The sequence below is a fragment of the Marinobacter sp. 1_MG-2023 genome (genome assembly GCF_030549045.1).
GTDB lineage: Bacteria > Pseudomonadota > Gammaproteobacteria > Pseudomonadales > Oleiphilaceae > Marinobacter.
This window is the reverse complement of sequence record NZ_JAUOST010000001.1, coordinates 202,097-224,259: the sequence shown is the minus strand read 5'-3', so window position 1 is coordinate 224,259 and position 22,163 is coordinate 202,097. Positions and strand designations below refer to the sequence as shown.

Sequence of the window (22,163 nt, the reverse complement as noted above, 5' to 3'; positions counted from 1 at the left end):
CCCTTACCGATACCCCGAAGGAGATCACGATGAAAATTACAATCTACGGAAGTGGCTGTTCCAAGTGCAAACAACTTACCGTCAATGCCGAAGAAGCCGCCAACGAACTGGGCCTCAGCTACGAAGTGGAAAAAGTCACTGACGTAAATGCCATCATCGATGCCGGCATCATGCGCACACCGGCCCTGGCCCTGAACGACGAGATCGTGGCGGAAGGGAAAGTGGCGAGCCCGGCCGACATCAAGAAATATCTGAGCTAAACACATTTTCAGGAAGTCTGAATCGCATTATGAAGCTGACAGAAACACCCAACATCAACCCCGACCTATTCCAGACACCAACAGCAGAAAAGGTCTTAGCAACGGCGCCCTCAGACCACGCGCCTCGCATTCTGCTGATGTATGGTTCGCTCCGCGAGCGCTCATTCAGCCGCCTGGCGGTTGAGGAGGCTGCCCGTTTACTGAATGCCATGGGAGCAGAAACCCGCACCTTCAATCCGCGCGGCCTGCCGCTGGCCGATGCCGAAGATGCCTCGCATCCCAAAGTCCAGGAACTACGAGATCTGGCGCAGTGGGCAGAAGGCATGGTGTGGTGCTCCCCCGAGCGCCACGGGGCCATGACCGGCATCATGAAAACCCAGATCGACTGGATTCCGCTATCTATGGGGGCCGTTCGCCCCACCCAGGGCAAGACCCTGGCGGTTATGCAGGTATGCGGAGGGTCCCAATCCTTCAATGCGGTTAATCAACTAAGGGTTCTGGGCCGCTGGATGCGCATGGTGACCATCCCCAACCAGTCGTCAGTACCCAAGGCTTACATGGAGTTCGATGACGATGACCGCATGAAACCCTCACCCTACTACGACCGCATCATGGATGTGATGGAAGAGTTGATGAAGTTCACCCTGCTGATTCGAGATCGCAGTGACTACCTGACCGACCGCTATTCCGAACGCAAGGAAAGCGCGGAAGAACTGTCTAAGCGCGTAAACCAGCGGTCGATCTAAGGAAAAGATATGAGCGAAAACATCGAAGCTTCAGACCTGAAACACGACTCAGGTGGCATGGACCTGTTCGGGCGATTTCTGTCGGTCTGGGTCGCCCTGGCTATTATCGCCGGCGTGGCCCTGGGACAGTTTGCCCCTGCGGTGCCTGAAACTCTATCCCGATTCGAATACGCCCAGGTGTCTATACCGGTCGCCATCCTGATCTGGGCAATGATTTTCCCGATGATGGCGCAGATTGACTTCAGCGCCATCGTGGACGTGCGCAAAGAACCGAAAGGGCTGGCTATTACCACCATCGTGAACTGGCTGATCAAACCCTTTACCATGTTTGCCATCGCCTGGTTTTTCCTGATGGTCGTATTTGAACCCTTTATTGCACCGCAACTGGCCAGCGAATACCTGGCTGGCGCCATTCTTTTGGGTGCTGCTCCCTGCACCGCCATGGTATTCGTGTGGAGCTATCTCACCAAAGGCGACGCCGCCTACACACTGGTGCAGGTTTCCCTAAACGACATCATCATGCTGTTTGCCTTCGCACCCATCGTAGTTTTCCTGCTGGGCATCTCCGACATTCAGGTGCCCTGGGATACGGTGATTCTGTCGGTGGTGCTGTACATCGTCATCCCGCTGGCCGCCGGCTACCTCACCCGCCGCACCCTGATCGCCCACCGTGGCGAACAGTGGTACGACGAGGTGTTCATGAAGCGGCTGGGGCCGATTACGCCTGCGGCGCTGATTGTCACCCTGGTGTTGCTGTTCGCTTTTCAGGGTGAAGTCATCCTGGACAACCCGCTGCATATTGCGCTGATTGCCGTGCCGCTGATTATCCAGACCGTACTGATTTTCTTCATCGCTTATACCTGGGCCAGACTGTGGAAGGTTCGTCACTGCATCGCCGCGCCAGGCGCGATGATTGGCGCCAGTAACTTTTTCGAACTGGCCGTTGCCGCCGCCATTGCACTGTTTGGCCTGCAATCCGGGGCGGCTCTGGCAACGGTTGTTGGCGTACTGGTGGAAGTACCCCTGATGCTGATGCTGGTAAAAATTGCAAACAACACCCGGGATAAGTTCCCCGCGTAATCAACTGTTCTCCGGCGCGCGCTGCTTTCGCGGGTCGGAGAACTGTAAAGCCAACGACCACCCTGCTAATATCCCGCCCATCCTTTTATCAGCTTGCACCCTGAACCTCTGACCCGAACGGAATCAAAAGAATGGATTTTTATCAGGCTCTTTTCCTTGGCCTCCTCCAGGGACTGACCGAATTCCTGCCGATCTCCAGCTCTGCCCACCTGATCCTGACTCCGGCGTTTTTTGGTTGGGAAGATCAGGGCGTAGGCTTTGATCTCTCCGTTCACATTGGCACCCTGCTGGCGGTAGTGCTTTACTTCCGGCGCGACGTTTTCGGTATTGCCAGAGACGGCCTGCTCTCGGTCGCGCAGCGTAAAATAACTGGCCAGGGCGCCTTGGCCTGGTACCTGGTGATCGGCACCATCCCCGCAGGTCTTGCTGGTTTGGCATTGCTGGACATGATCGATAATGAGCTGCGGGCAGTGGAAGTCATTTTCTTCACCACCCTGATTTTCGGCCTGCTTCTGGGCCTTGCCGACTGGCTGCCGAAGCGCCAGCGCAAGATGGACTCTCTGAACTGGAAAGACGCCCTGCTGGTGGGAATCGCTCAAGCCATTGCGCTGGTACCTGGCACCTCCCGTTCCGGCGTCACCATCACCGCGGGCCTGTTTCTGGGCATGAGCCGCGAAACCGCATCTCGCTTCTCGTTTTTGCTGGCAATTCCCATTATCGTGCTGGCATCTGCCGTGAAGTTACTGGAAGTGGCAACCTCGGATGTCATCGTGGACTGGAGCGGGTTTCTGATTGGCGGGGTAACGTCCTTCCTGATGGCCATTACCGCGATCCATTTCTTCCTGAAATGGCTGAACACCGTTGGCATGTGGCCTTATGTTATCTACAGGATTCTTCTGGCTGGGGTGATTTATGCGGTGCTGATGTAAAAGAGTACTGGCACAACCCTGGAAGCAGAGGCTGGGGCAGGCTTTTCAAAACACGCTCCTTGCGGCACATCCATGTGACGCTTGGGCTCCGCCATCCATGGCTCCGCACAGTTTTGAAAAGCCTGCCCCAGCCTCTGCCAACTCCAAAGCCCTGATTAGCAGGCCTCTAAAGGTGCATAAGCCAGTACCAACCACTTTGCCCCTTCATCAAAGTTCACCTGCACCCGCGTATGATGCCCGCTGCCTTCGGCGTTCAGAACAACACCCTCTCCAAACTTGGGATGTCGCACCCTTTGCCCCAGACTGAAGCCGGATTCCTTTGCCGAATCCTGGCTGAACAGACCTTCGTTCGGACGTTCAAGCATTGCAGGCCGGGTTACCGTATTGCGTAACCGCACTTCCTGCAGGCAGTCGCTGGGAATCTCCCGTACGAACCGGGAAAGCGCGTGGAACTTCTCCTGCCCATAAAGCCGGCGAGATTCCGCGTAAGTGATCACCAACTTTTTCATGGCCCGGGTGATGCCCACATAGGCCAGCCGCCGTTCTTCCTCCATGCGCCCCGGCTCTTCCAGAGACATGCTGTGAGGGAAAAGCCCCTCCTCAACACCGGCAAGAAACACCAATGGGAACTCCAGGCCCTTGGCTGAGTGCAGGGTCATCAGCTGCACACTGTCTTCGTGGTCTCCGGCCTGGGATTCGCCGGCGTCCAGTGCTGCCTGGGCAATAAACTCGGAGAGCGGATCCACGCCTTCCTCCACCTGAAAATCTGCAAGAGCGTTAACCAGCTCTTCCAGGTTCTCAACCTTGGCCTGGGCCTTCTCGCCTTTTTCACTGGCGTGGTAGTCCTTCAGGCCGCTGGCTTCGATGGTCTCCTTCATGAGGCCGTGAAGCGACGCCTCTTCCGCCTTGGCAGACAGCTCTTCAATGATATCTATGAATTTTTGCAAACCAGTTTTCGCCCGGCCTTTCACCTGCCCGGCTTCCAGCAGGCGCCCGGCGGATTCCCACAGAGAGATGCTCTGGTTACTTGCGTATTCACGCAGTTCCGCCAGGCTTTTGGCTCCTATCCCCCGGGTTGGCACATTCACCACCCGCTCGAAGGCTGCATCATCCCGGCGATAGTGCACCAGTCGCAGATAGGCCAGTGCATTGCGGATTTCCTGACGATCGTAAAAACGCAGGCCGCCGTATACCCGATAAGGAATACCCTGGCGCATGAGCGACTCTTCCAGCACCCGAGACTGGGCGTTGGAGCGATACAGGATGGCAGATTCGCTGCGCAGGTTGCCCTCATCAACCCAGCTGGAGATGCTGTCAGCGATGTAGTTGGCTTCATCCTGCTCATTGAATGCGGCATACAGGCTGATGGGCTCGCCCTCCACGCCATCGGTCCAGAGTTCTTTCCCCAGTCGGCCCTGGTTGTTGGCAATCACCGAATTGGCGGCCTTCAGTATCAGCTGCGTGGAACGATAGTTCTGCTCAAGGCGCACCAGCCGGGCATTGGGAAAGTCCCGCTGATACTGCTGTATGTTCTCGATTTTGGCGCCCCGCCAGCCGTAAATGGACTGATCGTCGTCGCCCACAATCGTCAGCGGAACCCGGTTGCTGGCCAGTACTTGCAGCCAGGCATACTGAATTGTGTTGGTGTCCTGAAACTCGTCCACCAGAATGTGCTGAAAACGCTGCTGATAGTGAGCCAGTATTTCTGGCCGATGCAGCCACAGCTCATGGGATCGCAGCAGTAGCTCACCAAAATCCACCAGGCCGCTCTGCTGGCAGAGCTGTTCGTAACGACGGTACACTTTCAGCATGGTTGATGTGAAATGGTCTCCAGGGTTTTCCTGGATATGGTCGGCCCGCAAACCCTCGTCTTTCTGACTACTGATAAACCACTGGGCCTGCCTTGGCGGAAACTGGCTCTCATCAATCTGCGCCTCCCGCATCACCCGTTTGACCATTCTGAGCTGATCATCACTATCCAGCACCTGGAAGTTCTCTGGCAGCCCCGCATCTTTCCAGTGCGCTCTCAGTAATCGATGGGCGATACCGTGAAAGGTACCAAACCACAAACCTCGCGCCGGGATGTTCATCATCTGCTCGATGCGGTAACGCATCTCTTTGGCAGCCTTATTGGTGAAGGTCACCGCCAGAATTCCCGTAGGCGGAACGCGATCCACCTGCATCAGCCAGGCAATCCGGTGCACCAACACCCGGGTTTTACCGCTCCCGGCACCGGCCAGAACCAACAAATGGTCGTTCTGTGCGGTAACCGCTTCACGCTGGGCATCGTTCAGGGAGTCGATTATGTGGGAGACATCCATGGGGGAGTTCACTGTAGTCCGGTGGATTGGGAATTCAGGCTGGAGATTATAACAACTCGGGGGCGAGCCTGCCCTGATCCCTTACGATCACCACTCGCGATGCGTAAATCCCACTATAAAGTGGCTGACAAACCAGCCGACAACAGAACATAACAGTACGAAACACAACAACCATTTCGTCTACCAATAGCCCCCTATAGACTCGCGCCGCGGATCCGGGTTAGCCAGTCAGGAAAAGACTATGTTGTCATCACTGAAAATATCACAAAAGCTTGGCCTGCTTGTGGGCATCGCCATTCTCGCCTTCCTGATCAGTCAGGGTTTCGCGTTTATAACCGAGCGTTCCAATTCTGATCGCCTGAGTGAAGTAAAAGATCGCCTCTATCCAACTCTGGAGCTAACCACCATCAATGAAGGTCAGCTGAAATTGATGGAACAGCAGATCAGTGGCTCGGTTACTACGGGGGATGACCAGCAACTGGAGGCAACCCAGGCTTACCGCGACACCATTACAACCAACCTGGAAGAAATCGCGGAACTGAACCCCTCCCAGGCCGGCACCATCCGCAAACTCAGCCGTGACCTGGACACCTACTACGAAAACGCCACCCGTATCGCGACTACAATCATTGATGGCTCAGCCGACTTCAGTCGTATCGGCGACGATGCCGCGCGCAATGCCGAACGCCTTGAGGAACTGCAAGCAGGCCTGAAGGCAATGCTGGAAAGCAACCGCGCCAAGTTCCAGGGTGCTATATCGGAAACCGTTGATGCTTCAAGCAAAGCTCAGGCTCTGGCTCTGATTATTCTGGCGGTTACCGTCATCGTATTGATCGCAATCAGCCTGGTAATCGGGCGCTCGATCTCATCCAGCCTTACCCAGATTATCGACTCTCTGAAAAACATGGCTTCTGGTGAAGGCGACCTGACTCGCCGTCTGAACTACGAAGGCCGGGACGAGCTCCGGGAACTGGTTAACCAGTTCAATCTATTCGTTGCGAAGCTACATAACTCTTTTGCCACCATCAGTGACGATGTGAACGGACTCAACACGGCGACAGGCCATCTGACTGAAGCCAGCAAGGCAAACCTGAAGCGCATCAGCAGCCAGGCTCAGGCTATATCCTCTACCCGCAACTCTGTTGACGAGTTGGTAAAAAGTGTCGAGGAGGTGGCGGGCTTTGCTTCCAGCGCCTCGGACCAGACTCAGGATGCGGCCCGTTTTGCCCAGTCGGGTCAGGAGAAAGTACAAAACAATGTGGCAACCATCCGGGAACTGGTCAACGAGATCGAGAATACCGCGGGCCTGGTCAACCAGTTTGACGAATTTTCCGCACGGGTAGGCGGCTTGCTCGACACCATCCAGACCGTAGCCGAACAGACAAACCTGCTGGCTTTGAACGCTGCGATTGAAGCCGCCCGAGCGGGCGAGCATGGCCGTGGCTTCGCAGTGGTCGCTGATGAGGTGAGAGGGCTGGCGGTCCGCACCCACAAGGCTACGGAAGAAATTCAGGGCGTGATTTCAGAGCTTTCCAAACTCTCATCCTCTGCCGTCACCTCCATGAAGTCCAGTGTGGCCAAGGCCCATGAAGGCGTGGAAGCAACCACCGAATCCGGGGAAATACTTTCCCGTATTCTGCAGAACGTGCAACAGATCAGTGAGCTCAATGAGCAAATCGCTGCCGCCACCTATGAACAAAGCACAACGTTTAACGAAGTCACCAATTACATGACGGATATGCACAGAAATGCTGAAGCCGTGATGGAAAGTACCGATGAACTGGATACCGTCAGCCGGGATATTCAGGGCGTCAGCAATGGCCTTCAGACTGTTGCCAGCCAATTCCGCGTCTAAACGAATTACGAAAACCTGAAAACCTTACGGATCGAAAACCTATGAAACAACTGCTACACCTTGCTCCCCTCGCCTTGGCCATTGCTGCGAACTCCGCATCCGCACAAAGCACTGACGACACATTGGCCCGCATGCAGGAGCAGCTTAACTCCATGCAACAACAGCTGAATGCCGCTAAGGATGACCGTGTTCGCTTCAACGGCTTTTTTAGTACTGGTGTAGCGCGCGCCAGCAACGACGCGGGGTACGCTGGCATCACAGAAGAGACCAATGTGGCAGATCTGAGCCTGATGGCATTACAGGGCACGTTTGACGTGACTGAAAAAACCCAGGCGGTTCTGCAGCTGGTCGGTCGTGGCGCCGATGATTGGGACCCGGAAATCGAGTGGGCCTACCTGAGCCACCGCCCCACCAACGACCTGCAACTGCGCGCCGGTAAAATGCGCGTTCCAATCTTCATGTACTCTGATTCACTGGAAGTCGGTTACGCTCAGCCCTGGGCTCGCCCGCCCCAAAGCGTGTATGGCCCAATTGCAATCACCAGTTATGTGGGTGCCGATGCAAGCTATAACTTCAACTTCGACAGTTCTTCACTCACGGCTACCGCTTTCACTGGTTTTACCGATGAAGACGGAAACTCTGGGGATGTAGAACTACGCAACATCGGCGGGCTGAACCTGACCTGGACAGATTATGTGTGGACAGTGCGTGGTGTTGCTGCCACAGCCGAAGCCAGCATTGACGCAACCAAGCTTGGAGAACTTGCTCCCGTACCTGTGAATAGTGTCCTGGCAGATGGTAGCCGGGGTAATTTCTACGGCATCGGTGCAAGCTACGATGACGGCAAGTGGCAGATAATCAGTGAAGTAACCCGAGTAGAGGTGGGCGGCAAGTTCCCGGACACTGACTCTGCCTACCTGTCCATAGGCCACCGTTTTGGAAGCTGGACGCCATACGTTGTAGCCGGGTGGATAGAAAGCAAAGATGAAGGCGAGCGCAAAGGTGCTTTTATTCCAGGCGTGGTCCCAGAATCAATCCTTAACTATCAACGCCAAGAATACAGCGTAGGTACTCGCTGGGATATTACCCCGGGAGTGGCTATCAAGGCGGACGTGACCCATGCTCGCGGTTTAGATAAAGGCTATGGCAACCTGAATACCGTTTATATGCTTTCAGATAACACCACAAGCACCAACGTCTACACCCTGAAAATCGACTCGGCGTTTTAACGGAGGCCCCCATGAAAAAGCTAAGCCTGATCTTTGCGGCCAGCTTGCTGGTCAGCCCCCTTGCACTGGCCGATGTCGTTGTTATCGGCCACAGTGCTGGCCCAGACAGCATCACCGACAATCAAGTGCGCGACCTGTACCTTAATCGCAGCAAGCAATTGCCCGACGGGCAGAAAGCAATACCCTTCGAAATGTCCGGAGGCGACCCAGTTCGTGCCCAGTTCCACGACAAGGTCACGGGGCGCAACGCCGCCCAGCTCAAGGCATTCTGGTCCAAGCAGGTGTTTACGGGCCGTGGCCAGCCACCCGCTGAATTAAGCAGCGCAGCTGCCATGAAAGCACGGGTCTCATCAACGCCCGGCAGCATTGGCTATATCGATGAGGCTGACGTGGACAGTTCTGTGAAGGTTATTCTGAAGCCGTAAAACGGTCGACAAAAACAAAGAAGGCGAGCCAACGGCTCGCCTTCTTTGTTTAAAAGGACAGGATTGAAGTCAGAAACCTCTTGGTACCGTTTGCGCTTCAACAAACTCGAATAAGCCCTCATGCCCGCCTTCACGACCAGTGCCAGAAGCCTTCATACCGCCAAACGGCGCTTCAGGTGTAGGTCCTGTGCCTGTATTCCAGCCTACATGGCCAAACCTCAGGCCCGCAGCCACTCGCTGGGCGCGCTCTGCATCCGCGGTGAATACATAGGACGCCAGACCGAATTCAGTATCATTGCCGGCATCAATAACTTCGTCTTCTGTGCGGAAGCTTGCCATCGGAACCAGCGGCCCGAAGGTTTCTTCCCGGAAGCAACACATGTCCCGCGTGACACCCGAGACAACCGTCGGTGGGAAGAACAGGTGGCCGTCACCCAGATCACCCGGCGCTTTACCCGCCACCAGTGACGCGCCCTTCTCAAGGGCATCTTCCAGGTGACGCTTAACCTTGTCGAAACCTGCTTTATTGATCAACGGGCCAAGGTCAACATCACCTGCAATTCCATCACCCACGGTCATTTTGTTCACGCGTTCCGCAAGCTTCTCACCAAACGCATCGATCACCTTCTCGTGCACGAAAATCCGGTTGGCACAAACACAAGTCTGCCCGCCGCCGCGAAATTTATTGGCAATCAGGTTGTCGGCTGCCGCGTCCAGATCCGCATCGTCAAACACGATAAACGGCGCATTGCCACCCAGCTCCAATGCCAGTTTTTTGACCTGTTCAGCTGTATCGACGATCAGCTTGCGGCCCACCTCCGTGGAACCCGTAAAGCTCAGCATGGGTACATCCGGGCTTTCGCACAGCACCTTGCCGATCACGCTGGCCTTGCCCATTACCAGATTCACCATGCCTTCAGGCAGGTTCACATGCTTGTCCATCAGTTTGAACAGAGCAATCATGGTCAGCGGTGTTTCACTGGCAGGTTTGATGACGGACGGGCAACCCGCTGCGAGAGCCGCCGAAAGCTTTTTGGCGATCATGCCGATGGGGAAGTTCCATGGCGTGATCAGCGCGGTGACGCCAACAGGCCGGTAATGCACGGTCCAGTTGCAGTCTTTCGGTGTTTCCGGAAGCGTGTGATCATCCAGCGCCTGAATGTGTTTTGAGCAGTAGTCAAAAAAGCCGGCCGCATAATCCACTTCGCCCTGGGCTTCGTTCAGGGGCTTGCCATGCTCCATGCACAGAATTCGACCCACTTCTTCCTTGTTTGCCCTGAGAGCATCACGGATATCTTCCAGCCATTTTCTGCGGGTTTCAATAGAGTAGGGACTTGTCAGACGAAGGGCAGATTTGCCCGCTTCAACAGCCGCTTTTACTTCGCTTTCAGGCATGGAAGCAACCTGGGCGATAACCTCACCCGTAGCCGGGTTATATACGTCAAAGGTGCTGCCCTGTTCATTGTCAGTCCAGCGACCGCCGATGTAGCCAGTCAGCTTTTCCAGCAGTGGTGACTCGATCATTTCGGCTCCTGTTATGTCAGTAACGGCACCAGTTGCAGTGCACGGTTGCGTCGATTGAATATGTCTTCCATAGTGGATGCTGAACCTCTAGCTGTAAAGTCGATAGTCCGGCTTTTGTCCATCCTCCGTCTTTGCCTATATTCGGAGAACCAGAAATTCAGGAGATCGGATAATGAAAGCGTTTTTCCATCCCGCGCAAGACAAGCACGCGCCTCGAACCTATTTCACCAGGGGCCAGATGCGTCAGCCCCAAGAGGTACCAGATCGCACTAACGAGATGCTGGAAGGCCTGAAAGAAATGGGCATACCAGTGCTACAACCTTCCGATCATGGTGCGGGACCGATTTCCAGAGTGCACGATCTGGGATATCTACGATTTCTTGAGTCCGCCCACCGTCGCTGGATGAAGATGGACGATTGGGGCGAGGAAGTTATTTCCAATATTTTTGTCCGCTCGCCCAATCACCTGACGGGTATTCTTGCGGAAGCCGCCCGATATCAGGCCGACGGCAGCAGCCCCATCGGTGAACACACGTGGCACGCAGCTTACTGGTCCGCACAAACCGCACTCGGTGCTGCAGATGCAGTGATGGCCGGCGATCGCACAGCCTATGCTGTCTGCAGGCCACCTGGGCACCATGCTCGCAAGGACGCTGCAGGGGGGTTCTGTTACCTCAACAACGCAGCTATTGCAGCCGAGCATATGAAATCCCGATTCCCAAGGCTGGTCATTCTGGATACAGACATGCACCACGGTCAGGGTATCCAGGAAATTTTCTATGATCGCAGCGACGTGCTTTATATCTCCATCCACGGCGACCCGACCAACTTCTATCCCGTGGTGACGGGCTATGAAAATGAACGCGGCGAAGGCGAGGGTTTTGGCTACAACATCAACCTGCCTATGCCCCACGGTTCCTCTGAGGAAGATTTCTTCGGGAAGGTTGATGAGGCTTTGGCCGCCATCCGGCTTTTCCAGCCAGATGCGCTGATCCTGACTCTGGGTTTCGATATTTACAAAAACGACCCCCAAGCCAAAGTTTCAGTTACCTCTGAAGGCTTCTGCCGTCTCAGCACACACATACGCCAGCTTGGCCTGCCGACACTGGTCGTGCAGGAGGGCGGCTACGATCTCGACGCTCTGAGCGAGAACGTTCAGCAGTTCTTCAGAGGCCTGGCCGGCTGAGGTACTAACTAAACGGTGGGCGCGTAAACCTTGATGTTTTCGTGCCCTTCCGCTTTCAGGTGAACGGCGTGCATTCGGCTCATGGTCCCGCGATCACAGTACAACAGATACTGGCGGTTGGCAGGAAGCTCTGCAATATGGCGATTCAATTCGTAGAACGGGATCGTCAGGACCTGGTTTCCGGTTAGCTTCAGCGGAGACTGCTCGCCTTCGGCCGGGTGGCGCACGTCAATAACAACATCGCTGATGGCCGGTGTTTTTACCAGATCGACCTCTTCCGGCGTGGTGATGGTGTCCAGCAGTTCGCTGACCGGTGTATCTTCACGAGCTTCTATGGCGCGCGCAAGGACCTCCGGATCCATTGCGGCTTCGTCGGCTTCCACACGGCCCAGCTGGGCTCGGGTGGACGGCTTCTGGGATATAACACCACAATACTCGGGCATACTACGGGCATAGGGCTCTGTGCCAATGTCCCGAGCAAGGCCAATAATGGTTTCCTTATCCATGGCAATCAGAGGTCGCAGAACCACTTCATCACTGGCTCGGTCCACCACGTTCAGGTTAGTCAGGGTCTGGCTCGACACCTGGCCCGCCGCATCGCCGGTCACCAGAGCAACGGCGTTGTTATTACGCGCAATCTCACTGGCGGCCTTCAGCATCTGCCTCTTGAGCACCACACCCCAGTGGCGGTGGCCGACCGACCGCATGATTTCTTCCACCACCCCATCGAAGGGCACAGAAATAAACTTGGCGCCGTGAGATGCTCCATAGCGATCCCACAGGTAGTGAACAACCTGCCGCACACCCACTTCGTGAGCCACACCACCCAGGTTGAAGAACAGAAAATGGCTGCGCAGGCCCCGGCGCAGCATCAGATAAGCAGCTACCGATGAGTCATACCCGCCAGACATCAGCGTCATTACGTTTTCGACACTGCCCAGCGGATAACCGCCCAGCCCCCGATGTCTGCGGTGGGCAATATGAAACTGACCGTCCCGCACCTCAATGCGCACTTCCACCTCCGGTGATCTGAGATCAACGCGGGCATCGTTAGCAGCTTGCATAAGCGCACTGCCTGTCAGCCGTTCCAGATCAATGGAGCGGAAATCGTGCTTACCATGGCGCCGAACCCGAACCGCAAAGCTTCTACTGTCCAGACGGCCAGCAAAGGCTGCAACCGCTTTCTGGGTAATATCATCAAGGCTGACGAACGGGAACTCAGCAATCTCCTGGATGGTCGAGATACCGGGAATACGCAGGAGCGCATCAACCACCGGGCCTGCCAGCCCCCTGTCATCGGGCACGTCAACGTCTACTCTGTCCCAGCTGCCCTCCACAATAATGTCGTGATCAAGGCGCGCCAGAAGTTTACGGATATTCTGGCGCAAATGCCGCATCTGACGGCGGCGAACAGGTTTGCTCTTGATGACAACTTCCGGTGCAGGGCGAATAAGCAGTTTCATAAATCGGCGTTTAGTCGGATGGTGTATGATTTGAAAGGCGCTTAGTGTAGCGTTTCGGCGCTGTGCCTCAAAATCGGGTTTTACCGCAACACTCTGGAGTTTTTCTGTTCATGATCGAGCCCACCATCAATGCTCTTGTATCACCTGAGGGCAGCCTGGAAATACTGTCCAATCACGAAGTCAATCTGCTCAAAGACAGAAGCGAAGGCGGCTTGTACCGGCTATTCCGCCAATGCGCACTGGCGGTGCTGAATACCGGTGTCGTGACCGATGATTGCCAAGACTTGATGGAAGCCCATGCGGATTTCGATATACGCCTGATACCACAGCCCAGAGGCCTGAAGCTGGAGCTGGTCAACGCGCCGGCGCACGCGTTTGTAGATGATGAAATGCTCCGGGCCATTCGTGAACACCTGTTCTCCGTTCTGCGGGATATTGTTTACACCCACTCCACGCCGCAGTTTGCCCGGATTATGGAGAGCAACGGGCCAGATGATCTGACCAACATGGTGTTTCATATTCTGCGCAATGCCCGGGTGTTGCAGCCCGGTCGCCAGCCCGACCTGATTGTATGTTGGGGTGGGCATTCCATCAGCCATGAAGAGTACCAGTACAGTAAAGAAGTTGGCCATCAGCTTGGGCTAAGGGAGCTAAGCATCTGCACCGGTTGCGGACCGGGCGCCATGAAGGGCCCGATGAAAGGTGCCACCATTGCTCACGCCAAGCAGCGGATTAAAAACGGCCGCTACATTGGCATTACCGAGCCAGGCATCATCGGCGCAGAAGCACCTAACCCTATCGTTAACGAACTGGTTATCATGCCGGATATCGAAAAGCGCCTGGAAGCCTTTGTGCGTTGCGGCCATGGCGTCATCGTCTTCCCGGGTGGCGTAGGAACTGCGGAGGAAATCCTCTACCTGCTCGGCATACTTCTGCACCCGGATAACGCAGACCTGCCCTTCCCCGTGGTATTTACCGGCCTGCCGGAAAACGCCGAGTACTTCGAGATGATCGACAAGTTCATCCGCAATGCTCTAGGGGACCACGCTGCCAGCAAATACGAAATCATTATCAATGATCCAGTACGGGTGGCACGGGCCATGAAAAAAGGTATGAAGGAAGTCGAGACCTTCCGTCGTGCCTTGCAGGATGCCTATTATTTCAACTGGATGCTGAAGATTGATCCGGTATTCCAGCTACCCTTCGAGCCTGATCATGAAAACATGCTTGCTCTGGAGTTGCATCGCGACCAACCAGTGCACCTGATTGCAGCGAACCTGAGGAAAGCCTTCAGTGGTATTGTGGCCGGAAACGTAAAGGAAGGGGGTATTCGAAAGGTGCAGGAGAAGGGACCTTTTGAAATCTCGGGGGATCCTACCCTGATCAGGCCTCTGGAGGCCATGCTGGAGCAATTCGTCGCCCAGGACCGGATGAAGTTACCCGGCTCTTCGGCTTATCGCCCGAGCTACCGGATCGTCAGTACAGCAACCTGAGCTGCTGTACTGATACCTGGCGCTTACTTTCCGCCTGCTGGCAGGCTTGAGTAGTAGGCTGCCAGATTAGCGATATCTTCATCACTCAGAGCCGCGGCCTGACCTTGCATGATGGCGGCCATACCACCGTTGCGCTCCTTGCTTCTGTATGCCTTGAGTGCGTTAACCAGATATTGTTCGTGTTGGCCCGCCAGATTAGCGTAGGTCGGAATCTGCGCGATCCCGTTCTGGCCGTGACAAGCGGCACAAACCGCTGATTTTGCCTTGCCCGCAGCAACATCGCCGGCAGCAGAAGAGACCGCAGGAACAGCGGCGCTCAGTGCAAAAAGCCCTGCAACAGCATAGTGTTTAAGTTTCATTATGGGTAACCTCTCGTCATCGTTTCAAGTTTTCAAACCGGTATTCTGAACCGGACAGCAACTGGCTGAAACTTATAGCACAGACATACAATTGCGCAAATGCCATAAATCAATGCGCCTGCTTCGACGTTGGTCTTCTTTAATTTCTATCCGGTTACAGAGACTGTACGAACAAAGCACGCTTAAGAGCTTATTTTTACCGCCCGGAGACTTCATTAATGTCTGTAGAGGTTCAGGAACTCCCCTGTCACGAAGGCCATATTGGCTTGTTGACTCTGGCTTCCCCCGCCACATTGAATGCACTCACTGAGGAGATGATCACCGCTATCAGGGACAGCCTGGAGCGCTGGGCTGTCGATGAGCGCATCTGTGTTGTAGTCATCAGGGGAGCAGGAGAAAAGAGCTTCTGTGCAGGCGGAGACATACGGGCTCTGTATCAATCATTAACGGGCGCCGGTAATCCCGAAGCCGCATTCAGTGTTTTCCGCCACGAATACGCACTCGACTATACGCTACACAGGTTTCCCAAACCCGTTGTGGGCATCGGACACGGCATTATTATGGGCGGCGGCCTGGGATTGTTTTCCGCCTGCCGGTACCGACTATTAACACCGGACGCCACCCTGGCTATGCCGGAGATCTCTATTGGTCTGTTTCCGGACGTTGGCTCAAGCTGGTTCCTGAATCGCCTGCCGGGGCGCCTGGGATTATTTATGGGCCTGACAGGTTGCCGCCTCAACATCACCGATTCTCTGCGCGTAGGCCTGGCCGATATGGCCCTGCCAACCAATGATCAGCAAGGCCTGTTATCAAGACTGCAGGAAGAACGCTGGAGTGGCCATAGGGCCTCTGACGACAGCCGCCTGCTCCGCTTGCTACAGCAACTTGAACTCCAGGATTACCGTGCGTTACCTGCCGGCCAGCTCGAGTTGCACGAGCGGAATATTGCAAAGCTGTGCGCGGGTGTCAGCCTGCAGGAGATCGTCGATCAGCTGTTGGCCGCTCGGGTAGACAGTGAATGGTGGCAAGCCTGCATGAAAACACTGGAAGGGGGCTGCCCGGTTTCCGCTCTGTTGATCTGGAATCAGCTCAAAAAGGCCCAGCAGATGTCACTGAAAGATGTGTTCCGCATGGAACTTGCCATGGTGTGGGAGTGCGTGCGAAGGCCCGATCTCACCGAAGGCATCCGGGCCCGTCTGATTGACCGGGACCAGAATCCGACATGGTCTTTCGCCCGCATCGAAGATGTTCCCGACGAAATTATTGAGGCCCATTTCCTGCCCGTATGGAACGATCAGACCGACCCCATGCAGTTGGAATAACAGGGGCCGCAATACGTTTTTTACAGTTCGGCCCCGGCCTGTACCAGCAACATCTCCAGGTCCTGGTGATTACGGGCCCGGGCCAGGTCCAGTGCGCTTGCACCATTCTTTGCCCGATAGTTCACATCCGCGCCTGCAGCCAAAAGCATTTCAGCCGTCAGCAGGTCACCGGTGGAAACTACTTTCATCAGCAGTGACTCGCCCCCCTGGCTGACATTAACGTTTGCCCCCGCTGCCAACAAAACCTTTACAACCGATAGTTGGCCCTGCTCTGCGGCGCGCATGACCGCTGTGCTGCCATGCACATCCATAGCATTTACTCTGGCACCAGCCGATAGCAGTAAGCGCACAAGCCGGCGATCACCCTGCCCTGAAGCCACCATCAAAGGTGTAATCTTGTTCGTCTCAGCAAGGTCTGGAGCCGCACCTTTGCTCAGAAGATACCATGCAATACGGTCAGCACGGGCGTGGACAGCAGCCATCAGAGGTGTGCCATCCCCGGTCAGGGTGTTCAGGGGCGCACCCGACTTTGTCAGGGCGCTTACGGCCTCAAAATCACCGTCAGCAGCAGCCCGATAAAGAGCCGTGCCGGATGCATTTTCAGTCTGGTGATCCAGATTGGCAGGAACCCCTCTCGAGGCGCACCCGGGAAGAGCAGTCAAAGCTGAAGCGAACAGAACAGACGATAACAGCACTGAGTATTTGGAGAAGCCGGATCCCTTGGCCATGATGAACAGTCTCTGTCAGATAAGTGGAGCCTATTCTGAGCAGGAGGCCCGCATAATTAAATCGAGCGGGTCACAACTCCGGTCCGTTCCGGAGAAGTTCACGAACCATAGCGCGCAAACGGTCCTCCCCGTCACGCTGGCCGGTGCACAAGCCTTCCCCTTGCAGCTCTGACCAACTCCACCCTTGCAGCACGGCCCGGCACCAAATACTCAGTTCTGTATGCTGACTGAACCAGCCCATAAGGCCCTGGGCCTGGCTGAGCTCCCGCAGAACTGGCACCATCAACTGAAAACCCCTGTGGCCGTCACCAAAGTTCTGAAGATCCCGGATATCCGCCAAATCCGGTGGAGATCCTGATGGTAGGTGAGCTGTCATATCCGCCAGGAGTCCGGGGTCCAGGTCTTTCCAGTTCAGCGGCACCAGGGTCAGCCAGTGCTTGGCCAGACGTGCCCGCACTTGCCGGACAAGAGATAGCCCTGCACTACTGTGAGCAAGAACCATCTGTACCGGATATTCCCCGCTGGTGGCCTCTTGTTGCAGCCCTATACGCACCAACTTCAGCCCACAAGAGGCCCAGAAAGCGTATAGATCCGAGCTGCCGCCGAAGCTGGTGCCTGTAAAGTCCAGCCCTTCACGTTCTGCACCAGCGGCCGCAGCAACTACCAGTCTATTCCCGATGCCTGAACGCCTGGACTGCGCTGTAACCGCTACCCTGATAATCCTCAAACCGCACTGGCTGGCGGCCTCCGGAAAACCACTATGGCTGGCCAGCGACTGGGGCAAAAGATGCCCCCGAACCCGGCGTTTGCCACTCGCTACCTGCGTTGCCAACTCTTTACTCAGCCCGCCTTCCACGGCGCCCCAGAGCACACCAACAGTTCTGCCGTTTACAAGAGCACGCCAGCTTCGCGCTGCGGGGTCGTCCAGCCATTGCCGAAGATCGCCCGGCGTTGTCCGGTAGTGCGCATCCACCAAAAGGCCAAATGCCTCAACAAGTTCCGCTTCGGTAGCCAGGGCAGGTTGCCAGGGCTCAATAACCACATCACCAACCGGCGTTTTCGGGAACTCGCCCGAACCCTGGTCGGCACCAAGTAGAAAAAGCCTGGATACCAGAGGCTCCAGAGGGTCGTTTTCGGCCCAGCGCACCGGTTTGGAAAGCACTTGGGACTGCCAATGCGGTGTTTCACTATCGAGCACATTGCGGAAGCGGATTGCAAACCCACGCCCTGCGCCCTCGTATCCGTGAACCGTAGAGGCGAAAGCGACTCGCGGCCAGCCCAGCAGAACACGTTTCAGCAAGGAAACCGGAAGGCCAGCCGCTTCATCCACCATAACAACTTCAGCTTCCGGCTTTTCTTGGAGCAGGTCGCGAACCGGCAGGTAACGCAGTCGCGCACCGGACGCCGTTTTTATCCAGTCATCACCTGCCTCCAGAACCTCGTCATCAAGGCTTTCCAGAGCATGCATGAACAAGGCACTAACATTTTGTCTTGAGGGCGCGGTTACCAGTATCTGTCTTCGACCCTGCTGCAATAACTGGGCTGCGGCCATACCCAACGCAGCAGACTTGCCGCGCCCACGGTCCGCAGTCACTACCAGGGGCCGACGACGACGGCCAAGCCCGAACGCAACAAGCTTGCGGATCAAACCCTCCTGATCGGGCGTTGTGGCGACCCTGAATTTATCGGTGGACGATGGCAATTCCAGAAGACTCAGGGCTTCCGGCGAGCCAAGGCGCACCCTGATAACAGAAGAGTCAGCCGCCAGAACGCCAGCCATGCGCTCCGCAAAAGGATGGAACTGGCAATGATCCAGACCGGTTCTCACGTAATCCGGATCTGCAAAATGGCCCCACGCCTCAAGAGAAGGCATCAACCAGAATAACAGCCCACCCGCTTTCAAAGTGCCCGCAAGCGCTGCAAAAGCATCCGGCGGATTTCCCTGCCAGCCATCCCATACAATCAAAGGTGTTTCACGGCCCAGCCACTGCCGGGCCTTCGACGCTTCAATCGTAGTGAGGCGGACGCCAAGCGCTTCACTTGTGCGTCCGACCCACAGCCCACCCTCCTGCGCTATGGCCGGAAGAAGCGCCTGCAACCATTGAACAGCGAGATCGCGGGGGCCCTCAAGCAACACCAGTCGCCGTTCTCCGCTTGCCACTAAACCGGATTGCAGTGAGCGCCAGGTATCAACGGCCGACGCAGGCAAGGCTGCTTCGGTACTCATTAACTGAGATCAACACCGTGGGTTTTCAGGTTTTCAAGAGCACAGTGCTCCAGAGCCCCCTGATGTGTTGCACGCAGCCGCACCCTGGGTGCGCTGCCCGCTTCAAACGCTTCGTGCCAGCGAGCGGCGCAAAGGCACCAGTTATCACCCGCTTTTAAACCGGGAAAACCGAAAGCCGGTACTGGCGTGCTTAAATCATTCCCGCGGGCTTTGGAAAACTCCAGAAATTCGTCAGTGACAACCGCACAAACCGTATGCGAACCGTGATCATCCGGCCCGGTATTGCAGCACCCATCACGGTAGAATCCCGTTTCGGGATCCGTCCCGCAAGTTTCCAGCTTCTCGCCTAATACGTTGACAGGCTTCTCAGTTTGCATAGTCGTTATCCTCTGATTTGGTGCTAGCAACAAGTCAGGGCCTTACCCAAAATACGCTGTGAATACATCCATGTACGCTCGGCTCCGCCATCCATGGCTCCGCACGATTTTGGATAAGGCCCCGCCTTGTTGCTCCCGAGTTTTTCAGGTGGATTTTCTAAAATACATATTCAGATTAACCAATTATGCGGCACAGGTACCCGCGCTGCCAGTTGGTCAGTACAATAGTACTTATGCCAACCGACACCCCCGAATCTCTCACTTCCGATCTGCCTGATTTTCTGACCGATGAGCAAAAGGCAATTATTACCGCCGGCTACGAGCATTCGGTGATCACCGCCGTCGCCGGCAGCGGTAAAACCTCCACCCTGGCCTGGCGAATTCGCTATCTGCTACGGCAAGGCCATGACCCCGACCGTATACTGGTGCTTATGTTCAACCGCAGCGCGCGGATGGATTTTGAGCGCAAGTTGCAGGAGGTCTGCCACCAGAGTGGGCTGGCGCTTCCGGAGATACGCACCTATCACGCCATGGGTCTGCGACTGTACAAGCGATTCGTACGGGAAGGCTACCTGCCAGGGTTCTCCGAAAAAATTCTGACCGAACAGGAAATCAGTTTCCAGGCCTGGCTATTGACGCGGCGGTTGGCACCGGAAGGTCTTGCGGATGAAATACGGCGCAACAAAAAAGACTATGTCGAGACAGCCACCGGGTTTATCGACCTGGTGAAAACCACTCTGTCACCGGCCGAGATCGTATTCGAAGAACTCGGCTACTCGGACAAGCACCGATATCTGATAGACCTGTTTCACAGCTTTGAACAGTGGCGCAAGGGCCAAAGCCGCATCAGCTTCGCAGATATGCTCTACGAACCAGTGATGGCGATTCATCAAAATCCGCCCCTGCAACGGCTGGTGGGCAACAAGATGGACCTGATTCTCGTGGATGAGTACCAGGATACCAACGAGATCCAACATCTACTGTTGCGCTATGTTGCTGGTGACCGGGCCCGTGTGACCGTAGTAGGAGACCCTGACCAGACCATTTACGAGTTTCGGGGCGCGAAGCCCGAGTTTATTCTCAAGCGCTTCAGCGATGAGTTTGAAAGCCCGCTGGAACAGACGCTCAGTTACACCTTCCGCTATGGCCACCGGGTTGCCCTCCTGGCCAACCACCTGATCTGTCACAACACCGGCCGCAAGGATGTGTTGTGCCACTCCCACGCCTCCACTCCCGCCACGGAGATCACCCTGCACAGGGTGGAGAGCGATGCGGATGCCGTATTGCAGATCCTTGGCCAGGGAACGGACGACTCTGTTCAGGGCGCGCTTGCAGACACGGCCATTCTGTTCCGGGTCTGGAGCCAGAGTGTGCCAATCGAACTCAAACTGTTAGCCCGTCAGATCCCCTACCGTATCGATGCTGGCAAAGGCGCACTGTTCAGTCGTGAGGTACAGGCCATCACGGCTTTATTGAAAGTGGTTTCCGGAACTTTGGGAACGCTCCCCGAGGAAGACAGACTGGAGCTCGCACAACTGCTTCTGCGCTTTCCTCATGTAGGCCTCAAGGAACCGGAGCTGGAGCAGTTAGCGAGATTTCTTGCCGGATTTGCCAATGGCTGGCATGAGCGTCTGCTGGCATTGGACTTTGGCGCGCTGGCGCCCATGGCGGCCCGGAAACTGCGCAAGCTGGGCGAGGTTCTGGAGCAACTCCAGGGCTATTCAGGCCCGGTAACAGGCCTGATAACGGTCTATGCAGAGCATACGGATCTCTATGAAGGCGTTCGCAGCCTGGCACTGACCCATGACGGCGCAGAAGAGCGCATCGATACCATTCACGGGTTTCGTGAGTACCTGAAGGGCCTGGATGTGAATGTTAAAGGTGCACTGGCCCACCTCAAAGCACTGCAACAACAAGCCAGCGAAAAGCAGGCCAGCGGAGGCGTTCTGCTCTCCACGATTCATCGTACGAAGGGGCTGGAATGGCCACGAGTAATCATTCCGGGCTTGCAAGAGAAGTATCTACCCCACAGTCCGCGATCCCAGGATGACGCTCGCGCAACCCTGGAAAGCGAACGTCGATTGTTATACGTCGCCATGACACGCACCCGCGAAAAGCTGCACCTGATTACCCGGCAGCCAAGCAAACAACCTCACCTGGATGGCGATCAGGGCCCCAGTCGTTTTATAGAAGAATGCTGCTTCGATCTGGCTGACGAGTTCGGGCGGTGGCTGGATGGACGAGTAACGGATAGCAACCGTTCGGTAAAGCTCGCCGCGCCACTGACACCTGTCAGCTCGCGTTACGCGGCACAGGAAGGCATCTCCCTTGAGGGCGATGCTCGGGCCTATGACAGCACCACATCCCCCCTGTGGCACCAGACGCGCCTCAATCACGCTATTTTCGGCCCAGGCTCCGTAGTCGCGGAAGATGAAAGCTCGTTCGAGGTCCATTTTACTAGCGGTGAAAAAATGCACTTCAGCAAAAAAAACGCCCACCTTTATTTCAGCGTTCTATCAACGTAACTCACAGAAAAGTGTGCTAGTAAGGCCGACAACACGTATAATTCCTAATGTAACATTAGTGATCAATTCTTTATTTTTCGTAACTCTTTGGTATAAGTTGCGCCCAGTGTGCAA

Annotated in this window: 18 protein-coding genes; 11 read left to right on the top strand and 7 right to left on the bottom strand. The window is 55.7% G+C overall.

Features of this window, described 5'->3' with window-relative positions:
• Positions 1–29: 29 nt before the first annotated feature.
• The 4 genes from Q4606_RS01055 to Q4606_RS01040 all read left to right on the top strand — a co-directional run bounded on the left by Q4606_RS01055 (position 30) and on the right by Q4606_RS01040 (position 3,015).
• A complete protein-coding gene (locus Q4606_RS01055; protein ID WP_303594764.1) occupies positions 30–260 on the top strand; it encodes a thioredoxin family protein in 231 nt (76 codons plus the stop codon).
• A gap of 29 nt (positions 261–289) precedes the next feature.
• Positions 290–1,006 (top strand): arsenical resistance protein ArsH, encoded by a 717-nt coding sequence (gene arsH / locus Q4606_RS01050; protein ID WP_303594766.1) that lies wholly within the window; start codon positions 290–292, stop codon positions 1,004–1,006.
• A 9-nt stretch (positions 1,007–1,015) separates the two neighbouring features.
• Entirely contained in the window at positions 1,016–2,086 is a 1,071-nt protein-coding gene (gene arsB / locus Q4606_RS01045) for an ACR3 family arsenite efflux transporter (protein ID WP_303606407.1), read from the top strand.
• Positions 2,087–2,217: 131 nt separating this feature from the next.
• Positions 2,218–3,015: an undecaprenyl-diphosphate phosphatase gene (locus Q4606_RS01040; protein WP_303606406.1), complete on the top strand. Its 798-nt coding sequence runs from the start codon at positions 2,218–2,220 to the stop codon at positions 3,013–3,015.
• Positions 3,016–3,170: 155 nt separating this feature from the next.
• On the opposite strand, the gene uvrD is transcribed toward Q4606_RS01040, so the two are convergent.
• Entirely contained in the window at positions 3,171–5,336 is a 2,166-nt protein-coding gene (uvrD, locus tag Q4606_RS01035; RefSeq protein WP_303606992.1) for a DNA helicase II, read from the bottom strand.
• A 241-nt stretch (positions 5,337–5,577) separates the two neighbouring features.
• Between uvrD and Q4606_RS01030 the strand changes: the two genes are divergently transcribed.
• The 3 genes from Q4606_RS01030 to Q4606_RS01020 are packed head-to-tail and all read left to right on the top strand — an operon-like array spanning position 5,578 to position 8,845.
• A complete protein-coding gene (locus Q4606_RS01030; RefSeq protein WP_303606405.1) occupies positions 5,578–7,191 on the top strand; it encodes a methyl-accepting chemotaxis protein in 1,614 nt (537 codons plus the stop codon).
• A gap of 41 nt (positions 7,192–7,232) precedes the next feature.
• Entirely contained in the window at positions 7,233–8,420 is a 1,188-nt protein-coding gene (locus tag Q4606_RS01025) for a hypothetical protein (protein ID WP_303606404.1), read from the top strand.
• A gap of 11 nt (positions 8,421–8,431) precedes the next feature.
• On the top strand, positions 8,432–8,845 hold the full coding sequence (locus tag Q4606_RS01020; RefSeq protein WP_303594774.1) for a phosphate ABC transporter substrate-binding protein: 414 nt from the start codon (positions 8,432–8,434) through the stop codon (positions 8,843–8,845).
• Between the two features lie 69 nt (positions 8,846–8,914).
• Here Q4606_RS01020 and Q4606_RS01015 read toward each other — a convergent pair whose 3' ends face one another.
• Positions 8,915–10,369 (bottom strand): NAD-dependent succinate-semialdehyde dehydrogenase, encoded by a 1,455-nt coding sequence (locus Q4606_RS01015; protein ID WP_303606403.1) that lies wholly within the window; start codon positions 10,367–10,369, stop codon positions 8,915–8,917.
• A gap of 172 nt (positions 10,370–10,541) precedes the next feature.
• On the opposite strand from Q4606_RS01015, the gene Q4606_RS01010 reads away from it, so the two are divergent.
• Positions 10,542–11,555 (top strand): histone deacetylase family protein, encoded by a 1,014-nt coding sequence (locus Q4606_RS01010; RefSeq protein ID WP_303606402.1) that lies wholly within the window; start codon positions 10,542–10,544, stop codon positions 11,553–11,555.
• An 8-nt stretch (positions 11,556–11,563) separates the two neighbouring features.
• Here Q4606_RS01010 and thiI read toward each other — a convergent pair whose 3' ends face one another.
• A complete protein-coding gene (gene thiI / locus Q4606_RS01005) occupies positions 11,564–13,018 on the bottom strand; it encodes a tRNA uracil 4-sulfurtransferase ThiI (protein ID WP_303594779.1) in 1,455 nt (484 codons plus the stop codon).
• Between the two features lie 110 nt (positions 13,019–13,128).
• Here thiI and ppnN point away from each other — a divergent pair, with 110 nt between their 5' ends.
• The gene (ppnN, locus tag Q4606_RS01000) at positions 13,129–14,511 is read left to right on the top strand and encodes a nucleotide 5'-monophosphate nucleosidase PpnN (RefSeq protein WP_303594781.1); all 1,383 of its coding nucleotides are present in this window, start codon (positions 13,129–13,131) and stop codon (positions 14,509–14,511) included.
• 23 nt (positions 14,512–14,534) lie between these two features.
• Here ppnN and Q4606_RS00995 read toward each other — a convergent pair whose 3' ends face one another.
• Entirely contained in the window at positions 14,535–14,870 is a 336-nt protein-coding gene (locus tag Q4606_RS00995; protein ID WP_303594783.1) for a cytochrome c, read from the bottom strand.
• Between the two features lie 218 nt (positions 14,871–15,088).
• Here Q4606_RS00995 and Q4606_RS00990 point away from each other — a divergent pair, with 218 nt between their 5' ends.
• A complete protein-coding gene (locus Q4606_RS00990) occupies positions 15,089–16,192 on the top strand; it encodes an enoyl-CoA hydratase/isomerase family protein (protein ID WP_303594785.1) in 1,104 nt (367 codons plus the stop codon).
• Between the two features lie 20 nt (positions 16,193–16,212).
• On the opposite strand, the gene Q4606_RS00985 is transcribed toward Q4606_RS00990, so the two are convergent.
• The 3 genes from Q4606_RS00985 to Q4606_RS00975 form a co-directional block, all read right to left on the bottom strand.
• Positions 16,213–16,920: an ankyrin repeat domain-containing protein gene (locus Q4606_RS00985; RefSeq protein WP_303594787.1), complete on the bottom strand. Its 708-nt coding sequence runs from the start codon at positions 16,918–16,920 to the stop codon at positions 16,213–16,215.
• 70 nt (positions 16,921–16,990) lie between these two features.
• Positions 16,991–19,147, bottom strand: a complete 2,157-nt coding sequence (locus Q4606_RS00980) for a tRNA(Met) cytidine acetyltransferase TmcA (protein WP_303606401.1) — start codon at positions 19,145–19,147, stop codon at positions 16,991–16,993.
• Entirely contained in the window at positions 19,147–19,524 is a 378-nt protein-coding gene (locus Q4606_RS00975) for a DUF2237 family protein (RefSeq protein ID WP_303594791.1), read from the bottom strand. The genes Q4606_RS00980 and Q4606_RS00975 overlap by 1 nt, the downstream gene beginning before the upstream one ends.
• A gap of 233 nt (positions 19,525–19,757) precedes the next feature.
• On the opposite strand from Q4606_RS00975, the gene Q4606_RS00970 reads away from it, so the two are divergent.
• A complete protein-coding gene (locus Q4606_RS00970) occupies positions 19,758–22,049 on the top strand; it encodes an ATP-dependent helicase (RefSeq protein ID WP_303606400.1) in 2,292 nt (763 codons plus the stop codon).
• Positions 22,050–22,163: the final 114 nt, after the last annotated feature.